Source organism: Amycolatopsis sp. NPDC031561, from assembly GCF_055580625.1.
The window spans coordinates 177,950-190,267 of sequence record NZ_JBVILA010000012.1 but is presented as its reverse complement, the minus strand read 5'-3'; the positions used below and the strand labels follow the sequence as shown (position 1 = coordinate 190,267).

Annotated in this window: 10 protein-coding genes; 7 read left to right on the top strand and 3 right to left on the bottom strand. The window is 66.2% G+C overall.

From position 1 onward, the window contains the following. Positions 1–135 precede the first annotated feature (135 nt). The 4 genes from ACZ5IK_RS24145 to ACZ5IK_RS24130 all read left to right on the top strand — a co-directional run bounded on the left by ACZ5IK_RS24145 (position 136) and on the right by ACZ5IK_RS24130 (position 6,197). On the top strand, positions 136–819 hold the full coding sequence (locus ACZ5IK_RS24145; RefSeq protein WP_465489725.1) for a hypothetical protein: 684 nt from the start codon (positions 136–138) through the stop codon (positions 817–819). Continuing rightward, on the top strand, positions 816–3,890 hold the full coding sequence (locus ACZ5IK_RS24140) for an amino acid adenylation domain-containing protein (protein WP_465489724.1): 3,075 nt from the start codon (positions 816–818) through the stop codon (positions 3,888–3,890). The genes ACZ5IK_RS24145 and ACZ5IK_RS24140 overlap by 4 nt, the downstream gene beginning before the upstream one ends. 34 nt (positions 3,891–3,924) lie before the next feature. Continuing rightward, the gene (locus tag ACZ5IK_RS24135) at positions 3,925–4,620 is read left to right on the top strand and encodes a hypothetical protein (RefSeq protein ID WP_465489723.1); all 696 of its coding nucleotides are present in this window, start codon (positions 3,925–3,927) and stop codon (positions 4,618–4,620) included. 77 nt (positions 4,621–4,697) lie between these two features. Then, positions 4,698–6,197, top strand: a complete 1,500-nt coding sequence (locus ACZ5IK_RS24130; RefSeq protein WP_465489722.1) for a leucyl aminopeptidase — start codon at positions 4,698–4,700, stop codon at positions 6,195–6,197. A 35-nt stretch (positions 6,198–6,232) separates the two neighbouring features. On the opposite strand, the gene ACZ5IK_RS24125 is transcribed toward ACZ5IK_RS24130, so the two are convergent. Further along, the gene (locus ACZ5IK_RS24125; RefSeq protein ID WP_465489721.1) at positions 6,233–6,448 is read right to left on the bottom strand and encodes a hypothetical protein; all 216 of its coding nucleotides are present in this window, start codon (positions 6,446–6,448) and stop codon (positions 6,233–6,235) included. Beyond that, a complete protein-coding gene (locus ACZ5IK_RS24120; RefSeq protein WP_465489720.1) occupies positions 6,445–7,266 on the bottom strand; it encodes an IclR family transcriptional regulator in 822 nt (273 codons plus the stop codon). The genes ACZ5IK_RS24125 and ACZ5IK_RS24120 overlap by 4 nt, the downstream gene beginning before the upstream one ends. Positions 7,267–7,953: 687 nt before the next feature. Between ACZ5IK_RS24120 and ACZ5IK_RS24115 the strand changes: the two genes are divergently transcribed. Beyond that, entirely contained in the window at positions 7,954–8,919 is a 966-nt protein-coding gene (locus ACZ5IK_RS24115; RefSeq protein ID WP_465489719.1) for a terpene synthase family protein, read from the top strand. Between the two features lie 100 nt (positions 8,920–9,019). After that, on the top strand, positions 9,020–10,093 hold the full coding sequence (locus ACZ5IK_RS24110) for a polyprenyl synthetase family protein (RefSeq protein ID WP_465489718.1): 1,074 nt from the start codon (positions 9,020–9,022) through the stop codon (positions 10,091–10,093). A 33-nt stretch (positions 10,094–10,126) separates the two neighbouring features. Here the strand turns inward: ACZ5IK_RS24110 and ACZ5IK_RS24105 are convergent, their stop codons facing one another. After that, on the bottom strand, positions 10,127–11,104 hold the full coding sequence (locus ACZ5IK_RS24105; RefSeq protein WP_465489717.1) for a terpene synthase family protein: 978 nt from the start codon (positions 11,102–11,104) through the stop codon (positions 10,127–10,129). A 349-nt stretch (positions 11,105–11,453) separates the two neighbouring features. Here ACZ5IK_RS24105 and ACZ5IK_RS24100 point away from each other — a divergent pair, with 349 nt between their 5' ends. After that, the gene (locus ACZ5IK_RS24100; RefSeq protein ID WP_465489716.1) at positions 11,454–12,305 is read left to right on the top strand and encodes a class I SAM-dependent methyltransferase; all 852 of its coding nucleotides are present in this window, start codon (positions 11,454–11,456) and stop codon (positions 12,303–12,305) included. Positions 12,306–12,318: the final 13 nt, after the last annotated feature.

Below are 12,318 nucleotides of genomic sequence, written 5' to 3'. Positions count from 1 at the left end.
ACCTTGTGCGCTTTCATGGTCCACAGCCAACTCCCGGTTCCGCCGCGTGGGACGGATCTGCGACAACTCGTTCACCCGGTGTCAAAGTGAGGTGGTGATCAAGCCACCCGAATCCGGGGAACAGGAGGAATTGCCGTGACCGCGATCTCGTTGTCGGATGGAGTGCCCTCGTCGACGCCGCTAGCCGCAGATGTCCTCGCCAAATATGACCGGTCCGTCGACGGCGCGGACAATCCGTACGTTCAGCTGGTTCTCGACGGGACGGCGACCCCACGACACTGGAACCAGTTCGTACGTTATCTCGACGCCGGGATCCCCAGTCAGATCGCCGGTTACGGGACCGGGGTGACCCGGTTCCCGTCCGCGCCGGAGGCCTGGCCATTCATGGACTTCGCCACCTATAAGCTCAATGCCGGGCCACTGTTGCGGGCGGCGTCCGAGGCGATCGAAGCACACGATCCGTCGGCGGTTCTGCCTGAGTGTGCGCCTCCGGCCGCACTGCACTACGGATGGTGCTGGCTCTGGGCCGGATCCGTCCCGTGCAAGGCCGCCGCCGGCATGGCCATGTACGCGGGATTGTTCGAGTGGTACAGGGTCTGTTTCGAGTTGTTGAACGCTTTTCGCGGGCAGCCGGACGGCCCACCGGACGAGTTCATGAAGGTCCTCCGCCGATTCGAGGAACGTCCTGCCCCGTTGGACCACTGCCTTGCGCTGGCGGAACGCGGGTTCAGTGAGGGCGACTCGATCACGGACGCGGTGCACGCGATGGATGTCTCTTTCACCACCACAGCGGCGTTCCTCGAAGCCTGTGCGCGATGACAGTGTCCGAGACGCGATGGTTTCGTCCCATTCACCAGCGTTTCGAGCGGTGGGCTGCCCTGGCGGGCGACCGCGTCGCGGTCACCGACACCACTGTCGTACCGGAATCCGAGGTCTCGTACCGGGAACTGAACGACCGGGCCAACCGGCTCGCCCATCACCTGATCCGGCGAGGAGTCCAATCAGGACAGCTCGTGGGAATCATGGCGGAGCGCGGAATCGGGATGGTCGCGGGGATACTCGCGGTGCTCAAGGCAGGCGGAGCCTATGTGCCGCTCGATCCTCGCTACCCGCGCGCGCGGTTGACCCAGATCATGGAGGATTGCGACCTGGGCATCGTCGTCGGGGACGCCCGACACCACGCCGAAGTGAGCTGTGGCGGAACCTCCTTTGTGGATCTGGGCCTGGCCGAACTCGCCGGGGAACCGGATCACGATCCGCCGTGGGAATCGTATCCCGAGAAGCCGATGTACATCATCCACACCTCTGGTTCCAGCGGCCGTCCCAAAGGGGTGATCGTTCCGCACCGGTGTGTCCCGCGACTGTTCACCACGACTCGGCGACTCTTCGGCTACGGACCACACGACGTCTGGACCGGCCTGCACTCCTTCTCCTTCGACTTCTCGGTGTGGGAATTGTGGGGTGCCCTGGCACACGGGGGCCGGTTCGTGGTCGTCTCGCACGAGACGGCACGGGATCCTGAGGAGCTCTGGGCACTCGTGCTCGACCAGGGGATCACCGTGCTGAACCAGACTCCGACCGCGTTCCGCTGGATTCAGCCGGTCGCGGTGGCGTCGGAAACCCGGCCCAATCGGCTGAGGATGGTCGTGTTCGGCGGAGAGCAACTCACGCCCGCCGCCGTCGCGCCCTGGCTCGCCGCGTACGGCGACGACAAGCCACGTCTGGTCAACATGTACGGAATCACTGAGACGACCGTGCACGTCACCGCCCGGGAGATCCGCGAGAGCGACGCCGGGCGTACAGACAGCCCGATCGGTGTCCCCCTCGCCGACATGCGCGTCCGGGTGCTGAGACCTGATCTGACTCCGGCCGCGGCGGGAACGATCGGAGAGATGTATGTGAGCGGCGCCGGGGTGACGGCAGGGTACCTACGGCGTCCGGGACTCACTCGCGAACGCTTCCTGACAGTTCCGGAAAGTCGCACGGGGGAGCGCATGTACCGCACCGGTGACCTCGCCCTCGTCGACTCGTCCGGAGAACTCGTCTTCGCGGGCCGGGCGGACCGTCAAGTCCAGGTCCGCGGGTATCGCATCGAGGTCGGCGAAGTCGAGGCCCTGCTCGCCGAGACACCCGGAGTCAACCGATGCGCGGTCGTGCCCCGCCGTGACGGGGGCGGTGAACTGGAACTCGTCGCCTACGCCGTCCTCAAACAGGGCACCGACACCGGCGACACCCGGCGTGCGATGGCGCAGATCGCGCCTGCTCACCTGCTGCCGTCGGTCATCGTTGCCGTGGACGCCCTGCCACTGACACCGCAGGGCAAACTGGACGTGAACGCGCTCCCCGAGCCGCGGAGCGACACAGTCCCGCTCTCACCCGCCGGAACCGTCCTCGACGTCGTCCGCCGCACGGTCTCGAACCTGATCGGCGTCAACGAGGTTCGCGCAGGGGACGACTTCTTCAAGCTGGGCTGCGATTCCATGCATGTCACCCAGTTGGTCCGCGTACTCCGGCAAGCGGGTTACACGACGTCGGTCGCGGCCGTGTACCGCCACCCCGTGCTCAGCGAGATCGCCTCCCGTGTGGAGCGGCTGAGGCCCACCACGCAGCCGGAGTGCGCCAGAGCAGAGGCTGTTGCGCTGTCAGCCACCCAGACAGGAGTGCTCTACGACTGTGATCTGGGTGGCGAGTCACTCTACCGGGTCCTGGTGGCGGTTCATCTCGACGGACCGGCCGATCTCGAGGCACTACGAGACGCACTTCAGGCCCTGGCCGACCGTCACGAAGTCCTGCGCTCCGGCTTCGATCTCACCACCGAAGACCACCCGGTTCAGCGGGTACACCAAGACGCCGAGATCCCGCTCACGGTCACCACGGCCCCAGATCCCGCCATCCCGATCCTCGAGTGCAGAGCCGAGTGGGCGGCCGAGATCGATTCTGAGCGGGTGCCCCTCGTGCGATGCCATCTGCGGTGCTACGGCGATCAGAGCTACCACCTCGCGCTGCTCGCCCACCACGCACTGCTCGACGGCTGGAGTCTGTCCCTCGTGGCGGCGGACCTGATCGCGCTGTACCGAGAACGGCTGGGAGGGACCGAAGCCGTCCCCCCGGGAGCCTCTACGGGCCGTACCCCACGTCACGCGAAGTACGAAGAGCAACGGCGGGCAGACCCCGCCACCCGAGCGTTCTGGCGCGATCGCGTAGCCCGTCTCCCGGCAGGCGCGACCGACCCGACTCCTCAGGTCTGGGCCGAGGCGTCAGGACCTCTCCTCACCGACCGCGTCGCCGAGGTGGCCGGCGAACTGGGGGTATCGACCAAATGTGTGTTCGCCGCTGCCCATCTTTGGGCCACCGGCGCGGCACTGGGCCGGACCCGGCAGATCGCCGGTCTGGTCGCGACCACCCGCCCCGAATCGGCCGACGCGGACCTCGCGATCGGGATGTTCATCAACCTCCTCCCGTTCGAGGTCGACTTGACGGCACATCGTGACTGGGCTTCGCTCATCCGCACCGTATTCGCATGGGAACGCGAGATAGTCCCGCATCGGTGGGTGCCCACCGCAGATCTGCTGACCTGGCGTCCTGGACCGTTGTTCGACAGCGTCTTTAGCTACACCGACCCGAGAGCGCTCGCCCGGATCGACTACGAGCCACTCCGGCCGCGTTCGGAATGGGTGTTCGCGAACGAGACCTTGTTCCCCGTGTACGTCGACCTGCTGCGCGGCCCGCTCACGGCGACGGTCTCGGCGAATGTGCAAACCCGCACCGCGGTTCCCGATCACGCCCAGCGAGTCCTTGCCTTGCTGTCCGACGCACTGACGCTGGTGAGCAGCCCATCACACCGCATCCCGACGTTCGAAATCAGTCATCCCGGCCAGCACCACGCCTGATGGCCACACCATCACCTGGAGAGGATCCGGCGTCATGACTACGACAACCGCACCATCGACAGGAACCACATCATCGGATACGGACACCGAGATCACCCGGGTCGCCGAAGAACTGGCATCGATGTCCACGCGGATCGCGATCGGCAGCGCAGTCGTGGTCCGCGCCCGCGACGCCGCGCTGACCACCGAGGACGTCGCGCAACTCCTCCAACTGGTCGACACTACTCTCGCCAACGCGGTCAGGCCGATCACGAACGCGGCCGCCCGTTTCCTGGACACCACGACGATGGACTTCCTCCTCGAGTTCGCGAGCCTGGTCCGGACCGACCAGAAACTCGTTCGCGCGGCCGCGGAGGCCGCGGAGGTCCCACTCGAGGAATATCCCGGGCATCGTCTCGATTCGGCCGCGTACGCCTTCGCCGGGTTCTACAGCTGGATCTGCGCGCACGGCAATCCGGCCGCCATCACCCTCGCCTGCTACGCCGACATCCTCCAGTGGCACAACGCGTGCAAGGTCCTCGTCCCGGCGATGGAGAAGCACCTCGATCTCCCCCCGGAGGTGCTGACGTTCTTCAGCGCGTACCAGGAGCGGCCCACGGCCTTTCTGGACAGAACCCTTCTGGTGACAGGGGAAGCTCTGGCAGGAAGTGTCGACCTTCTCCGGGAGGCGCGCGCTGCGCGAGTCATCGAACACCCGCTCACCTCGTTCTGGGAAGCCGCCGGCCGCTAGCCGAGCGGGCGGCCACCACCGGTGACCCGGCACAGCGCGCCGGGCACCTACCGCACTAGGCACGCAAGGAGCACTACGTGGCTGCGCCGACCTTGGCCCTCACGAACAGCTGTCTTCGCACTCCGAACGTCGACGCCCTCGTCATCGGAACCTTCTGCGGGCCGGAAGGCCTGTCCCTGGCCCCCGGTACGGAGCCGGTCGCGGCCGCGACGGACGGTGCGCTGCCCGACTTGCTGCGGATCGTCGGCGCCACCGGCGAAGCGGGCGAAATCGTGAAGCTGCCTGCTGTGCCCGCGCTGAACGCGCCGTTGCTGCTGGCCGCCGGTCTAGGGGCACCGGCGGCCGATGGCGCGATATCCGAGGAACAGGTGCGCAGGGCATCTGGAGTGGCCGCCCGGGCGCTGACCGGGGTGGGACGCGCCGCGACGACGCTGTCCGCGATTCACCTTGGCGCGGCGGCCGAAGGCACAATTCTCGGTTCCTACGTCTTCGAGGGGTACAGGACCCGGCCTGGTGATGTTCCGGTCGGGTGGATCAGCCTGGCCCGGCCAGCCAAGGGAACCGCGAGTGAGCACGAGAGGGCGATGAACACCGCCGCGGCAGTCGCGGAGGCTGTGCTGGACGCGCGCGACTTCGTGAACACACCGCCCAACGATCTGTACCCGGGTGCGTTCGCCGCACGCGCCGCCGAACTGGCCGGAGCCGCAGGCCTCGAAGTCGAAGTACTGGGCGAGGACGCTCTGAAAGAGTCCGGCTTTGGCGGTCTTCTCGGAGTCGGTGGCGGATCCGATCGAAAGCCATGCTTGCTCCGGCTCCGGCACAAGGTCGCCGCGGCGAGCAAAAGAGTCGCCCTGGTGGGGAAGGGCGTCACCTTCGACACCGGCGGCATCTCGATCAAGCCCGCGCCTGACATGGAGGACATGACCTCCGACATGTCAGGCGCGGCCGCCGTCGTGGCCGCCGCGGTGCTGGCGGGAAGACTCAGCTACCCCGTCGAGGTGATCGCGACCGTGCCGATGGCCGAGAACATGCTCTCCGGCACCGCCTACCGTCCCGGCGACGTGCTGAGAATGTACGGTGGAAGAACGGTCGAAGTCCGGAACACGGACGCGGAAGGGCGGCTGATCCTGGCCGACGCCATCGTGCGCGCCTGCGAGGACCGCCCCGACTATCTCATCGAGGCCTCGACGTTGACGATGGCACAGATCATCGCGCTCGGCTGGAACACCGCCGGTGTCATGGGCTCGGACGACTTCCGGGACCGCACCGCGGCCTTCGCGCGGGGTACCGGCGAAGGCGGCTGGGCCATGCCCTTGCCCGGAGATCTGCGGACCTGCCTCCGGTCGCGATTGGCCGACCTGAGCAACATCACCGGACACCACCGGTGGGCAGGCATGCTCGCCGCCGGAGCTTTCCTGAGCGAGTTCGTCGCCGATGGCGTCGACTGGGTTCACCTTGACATCGCCGGACCTGCCTACAATCGGCACGACCCCTGGGGCTACACCCCCAAAGGCGGCACGGGCGTACCTGTGCGCACCATAGCCGCCGTACTCGAAGACATCGCCGCGCATGGCTGAGGACACCATGACGATGAGTTCATAGGACCGGGGCCTCACTTGCCGGCGTCCTGACCGACGTGATGGAGGGCTCCGGCCGTGCTGATGTCCGCGGTGCAGCGCGCGTCGAGCTCGACATTCCGGCGCCTCGTCAGCTTGTCCACGCGATTCGGACTGTGCCGTGGTGGCCCTTCGGCCCGGCGGTGTGACGCGATCGCGTCGAGGAATGAGTTGGCCGAACTGTGAACATGCCAGGCGAACGACGGCGTCATCTGAGAGCATTACGCCGCACGATCGCCGCCTGTGCCTGCAAGATGTGGCGCGCTTGCAGACCAGTCTGCCGGAGTAGCGAACCTGCCGCAGAGGCGTCGAACCGCTGTCTCCCGAACGCGCCAATGCTGATCGTGGCCACCGGCCGTTCAGCGGTCCCGAATACCGGCACCGCGATCGCGGTGAGATCGAAGGGAGGGATATCCGTGCGCACGGATATCCCTCGACGTCTGATCTCCGACAACTCCGTTGCCAAGCCGTGCGGCATCCGAAGCACGTCCGAAGTGTCGGGATCCCATTCCGTGCGCACGGCGAACGTTGTCATCAGGTCCGGGTCGTGTGCCAGGAGCGCTCTGCCTCCCGCGCTCGTGTGCAGGTAGGCCTCCTCATCGACACCTTCCACCATCCGGTAATACTCCTGGCCGTAGAGCAGGTCCACGAACTCCACCATCTGACCACCCTGCACCCCCAGGCCGACCAGCCACCGGGTCCTCTCGTGCAACGCGATCAAGAGGGGCTTCATGAGGCGGCGCAACACCCTGACGTCGCCGAATTCCCGAGCCACGACCAACTGCCGTGCCGCCCCGCCCAGCCAGTATTCGCCACCGGTCCGACTGACCAGGTCATGCAGGCGCAACTCGGCCAGCAACCGGTGAACCGTGCTCTTCGGCAGACCGGTCTTGCGTACGATCGCCGTCAACGTGGCAGGACCTCTGATCTCCTGGATCGCCCGCAGGATGGCGAACGCGCGCCCCACGAGTCGATCACGACGATGATTGTCCTCCGGGGCAGACCTCGACTCTTCTGACTCACTACTCATCGGGCACACCCTTCGATGGAGGTTCGCCACCCGGATCGGACACCAAGCGGACCGCGGCCTGTGGCGACGTGCGGATCCGGAGTGTGCGAGGCTCGCGCACTCGCGATCATTGAATTCTGCTCTGCGCGTCATCTTCCCGACGTGTCGGAAGGACCGGAAGCACAGAGATCGAGCGGCTACAGTGCCAAGCGGCATGTCTCCAATAATACACTCGCTCCGATGAATGGCGGCAAATGCGCATCCGATTCACTCCGTTCGCCCCTTGCCGTGTTATCGGGCCTCGAGTGGCAGGTCGGAGCAGCTACTCCGTGGGCATATAGTCGAGGAAATGTCACCAAAGTGGTTGACGGTCGTGCGCCGCTCGGGTGCAGTGCGTTCACTGGCCGAATTGCGCGTTCCATGACAAAGTTTCAATCGCGGGAAGTTTGTGAAACATCTTCCGAGTCTCTGTGTGGCAGAAGCAACGGCGATGTTCGGTGCCTCGACGAGACGTCATACTCATTCGTCTTGATCGTGGACATGCCTCGCTGATCCGATGTCAGACCCGGCATCGTGTTCTACGTCGCGGAACGGGCGGCTCCGGGGTTCGTGCCGCGGCGGTACGGTCTGGCGAAACTGTTCGGAGACATGCCGTCGGTTGCGGACGCCGTCGCCGCCCACATCGCGCGCTGACGAAGGAGGGTACCGTTGAGCCGCCTGCATCCGATCCACGTCCCACTCCCGGCCCATGCCGCACCCCCGGTGGACATTGCAGTCGAGCGTGCCCGGACGTGGATCCGCGAGGTCGGGATGCTTCCCGACAGCGAGTACGACAGCGCCTTCGACAGCTTCGCGCTGGGCAATCTCGCGGCCTGCGCCTTCAGCTGCGCCGCCGACGACGCCGTGCGGTTGGTGACGGATAGGCAGACCTGGTTCTTCGCCTGGGACGACCCGGTGGACAACGCGGCCCGCACACCGGATCCGCCCCGGGTGGCGGAGATCGTTGACCTCGCCGTGTCCTCGGTATGCCGACCCGGGTCGCTCACTGGGAGTGAACCGCCCACCGTCCTGGCGTTGGCGCAGTTGTGGACGAGGACCTGTGCCGCGTTGCCCGACGCCTCCTGGCGGCGGCGCTGCAACAGCCTGTTGATCCGGTTCCTGCGCACGTACCACCGTCAAGCTGCGGCGCAGGCGGCCTGCGCCGTCATGCACCCTCTGTTGTATTCCGAGTTCCACCGCCTGGACTCCGCTGGAGCGATTCTGTCGACGCACTTGATCGAACCGGCTTTGCGCATCGCACTGTCCGATGAGGCCATCACCGACCACCCGCAGATTCCGCTGATGCTGCGCACCGCAGGGCACATCGTCGGCTGGCTCAACGACCTCTACTCCTGGCCGAAGGAGACCGCCGCGGGCGACCTGTTCAACTACGTGACGCTCCTCCACCGGCATACCGGCCGTTCACTGCAGGACTGCGCCAAGGAACTCGCCGATCGTGTCGAAAACCAGGTGGACCTGTTCGTATTGCTGAGGGACGACCTGGCCGAACAGGTCGAGGATGCACCCGGTAGCGGGAATGTGCGCAGGTGGGCAGACGCGTTCGCGGTCTGGGTGCGAGGACACGTGGACTGGCACGAGCGCAGCGCACGCTACGCCGTTAGCGGCCCGCGGTAACCCGAAGGTCGACGGAGGACGCCCGGATCGCCCCTGCACGAAGATACCCGCTGATCGGTGTGACGACAGCGGCGCCAGCGCAGCAAGCCGAGGAGACACGATGACCTCTGAGCCCGGTACCGCCGAGCACCAGGACCTGAGGCAGGAGGTGGACCGGGTTCTCAATGCTCTCGTGGATCGGGAGGCAGTCACGATGAGCTCCCTGGGGTTGCCCGCGTGTGGTGATCTGCTGCGCGCGTTCCTGTCGAAGGGCAGGCGTGCGCGTTCACGACTCTGTTATTGGGGCTGGCTCGGAGCGGGGAGCGGCGGTCCGATCAGCGGGGTGCACACCGCGGCCGCCGCGCTGGAGCTGAACCACTCGGCTCTGATGCTCCACGACGACTTCATCGACCGGTCGACGCTGCGCCGCGGTCTTCCCACTGCCCGTCGGTGGTTCTCGGAGATGCACGAAAGCGCCGGGTGGCGCGGGTCGAGCACCTTGTTCGGGGACGCGATGACCGTGTGCCTGGGCGATGCCTTCTTCGCCTGGGCGACCGAACTCATCGCGGGTTGTGCCGACGGTGAGCGTCTCCAGGTCGTTCTGGCCACATACGAAGGCAGGATGGCCGAGACGGTGTACGGGGAGATGCTCGAGCTGCAAACCCAGGCGGATCGTGGCCACGAGACTCGTCGGGCTCTCGACATCGCGGAATACAAGACGGCTCGGTACATGTTCGTCACGTCCCTGCAGATCGGTGCCGCATTGAGCGGTGCGCGACCCGGTGACGCGGTGTGGACCGCGTACGAGGCTTTCGGCACGGGGATCGGCGTGGCCTTCCAACTCCGCGATGACCTGCTCGGTACCTTCGGTGACACTGGGGCGACAGGGAAGTCGTCGACGGACGACCTGTACGAGGGTAAGCCCACCGCGCTGTTCGCGGCGGCTTTGGAAAAGGCGGGCACGGTGCGGAGGAAACATCTGCTGTCGTTGTACGGAAAGCGGGATCTCGATCCGCAGGGAGTCGATGAGTTGCGTACCGTGTTGGTGGATCTCGGTGCCGTCGCGGCCGTGGAGCGACTGATCACCGACCGGCACGACGACGCGATCCGCTCGCTGTCCTCGGCACCGATCAGCACTCCCGCACGAGATGCCCTGCTGGGATTGGCACATGATCTCGCGTTCCGGGACCACTGAGCGCCCGAGCCGGTAGGTGAATTCGCCCGAACATCACCGCGAAAGCCGCTGTTCTGGTGCGTAGCGGGGCGATCTGCGCGCATAGGCGAGGATGCCGGTACAGAAGGTTTCCATACTCGCCACGAATCGGCGCACGTCGGAGCGTCGGCCCAACGGGCTGTCCAGAAGCTGGATCGAGAGTTCGTGGTGCCGCGATCGAGCGTCCTGGAGCATGGCGTGCGACACGTCGATCGCTTCGAGCAGTGGGCAGCCCCGGTACCTGGACAGGAACGCGACCGGGTTTTCCGCCGTATCACCGCTGATGAGTTCTTTGCGCAGCGACTGCAGACCCTCGACCATGATGTAGCGCCGTGCGTCGCAGTCCAGCAGCTCTTGCACTTGGGCTACGCCGACGACGTCACCGAGGTCCGTGCCCCGGCTGATCTCCATCATCATCGTCGCGAATCCGTGGGCGATGGAACGCCGGCGCAGCCGGAAGTAGTCGTCGAGGTCGTGGAAGTCGCCATCCTCGGCCAGCCTGCGGGCGACGTCGCGGCACGCCCGCGTGTAGTCGGTGTACGAGTGGGTGAGCCTCCGCAGCTGGCTGTCGGGCAGGTACTCGGAGAGCGCACGCCACGTCGCGGCGTGCAGCCGGCCCCACCGTGGTTCGACGGTGGTGGTGTGGCCCGACTCGGCGTCGACCAGTGCTGCTTCGATGGTGTTCTGGCTGTGCGCGTAGTCCTGGGCGTCCAATTGGTCGTCGCGGAGTACGAAAGCGACGATCGCCATGGTGACGTCCCGCTGGCGGCGCCATGTGACGGCGGGCTGGCACAGGCAGGCCAGCAACGGGAAGTCTGCCGCCGCCGTCCGGCGCTGTTCGTCCGGAGAGAAGGAAAACTCGGCGAACAGCCAGCGATGGAAGTCCTTCCTGATCTCGGGATAGTACCTGCCAGGCAAGGGTTCGGGCCCGAGGTCCGGCAAGGCGGGCGCCGCGCCTTCCAGGTCCGCCAGTGTGTACGACCTCCTCACCACTGGGATACCTCCGCGTTCCGATTGCCAGTCGCCACGTCGCAAAAGGACGGACGCGGAGTTCGGTCGGTCCTACCGTAAAGGACGTTGTCGCGATCGGGTGAGGTGTCGTTCCGCGATGTGGAACCGCCGCACAAGCGGGAGAACAGGGATTTCTCCAGAGGGCCCGATCGTTCGTTCCGCCCGGCGGGACAGCGGAGGACAAGCCGCGTCGGCCGGTGCGACTATCGTGCCGGCCACCTCGTGCGCGTTGGGATCTTGCGTAGTACGACCCCTGGTGGCGCGCGGCGGCGAAGTTCACCGCCGGGCGGCCCCCGACCGCACGCCACGCCAAGACGACTCAGGAGGACGTATGACGGCTCCCGGCAGCGTGGTCCGCAATGACTATGAACGCAGGTTGAAGGCAGACTGGGATGCCAAGACCGATGACGCGATCAACCTCTTGCTCGGGGAAGGGGACGATCTCTACCACCACCACTTCGGCATCGGCGAGTTCGACCTTGCGGTGCTGGACCTGCCTCCAGAGCAACGCGAAGCCGCGATTCTGGCGGAGATGCACCGGCTGGAATCCGGTCAGGTCGAGCACGTTCTGCGGGCCCTGGCCCCCTTGTCGGACCGCCCGAAGGTGCTCGACGCCGGGTGTGGACGAGGAGGCACCAGTTTCATGATCGCGGAGAGGTTCGGTGCCGACGTTCTCGGTGTCAACTTCTGCGAGCACCACGTAGAGTTCGCACGCGCCCTCGCGGTGAAGAGGGGCTGGGACCGCGACGTCCGCTTCGTCGTGGCCAACATGGCAGAGACCGGACTCCCGAACGATTCCCTCGACGCCGTCGTGACCAACGAGACCACGCAGTATGTCGAACTCGACGAGACTCTGGCCGAGTTCGCCCGGGTGCTCCGCCCCGGCGGCCGGTACGTGTGCGTCACCTGGTGTGCCAACGACGTGGGTGGATACCGGGAGGAAATCGACGCCATCGACGCCCACTACGTGACGCACATCCACCCTCGTTCGCGCTACTTCGCCACGCTGGCCCGGCACAACCTGGTGCCGTCCGCCGTCTGGAACCTCACCGCGGATGCCGTCCCGTATTGGGAATTGCGTTCGCACTCGGCGCGGGTCACCGGTATCGAGAAGGCGTTTCTCTCGGCACATCGGGAGAATCGCCTCAATTACTTGATCATCGCGGCGGACTACCAACCGTAGCCGGTCGGCGCGG

Excerpts from the sequence above, each read along its gene's own strand:
- ACZ5IK_RS24140 (WP_465489724.1), top strand. The coding sequence starts at position 816 with ATGACAGTGTCCGAGACGCGATGGTTTCGTCCCATTCACCAGCGTTTC.
- ACZ5IK_RS24135 (WP_465489723.1), top strand. The coding sequence starts at position 3,925 with ATGACTACGACAACCGCACCATCGACAGGAACCACATCATCGGATACG.
- ACZ5IK_RS24125 (WP_465489721.1), bottom strand. The coding sequence starts at position 6,448 with ATGACGCCGTCGTTCGCCTGGCATGTTCACAGTTCGGCCAACTCATTC.
- ACZ5IK_RS24120 (WP_465489720.1), bottom strand. The coding sequence starts at position 7,266 with ATGAGTAGTGAGTCAGAAGAGTCGAGGTCTGCCCCGGAGGACAATCAT.
- ACZ5IK_RS24110 (WP_465489718.1), top strand. The coding sequence starts at position 9,020 with ATGACCTCTGAGCCCGGTACCGCCGAGCACCAGGACCTGAGGCAGGAG.
- ACZ5IK_RS24100 (WP_465489716.1), top strand. The coding sequence starts at position 11,454 with ATGACGGCTCCCGGCAGCGTGGTCCGCAATGACTATGAACGCAGGTTG.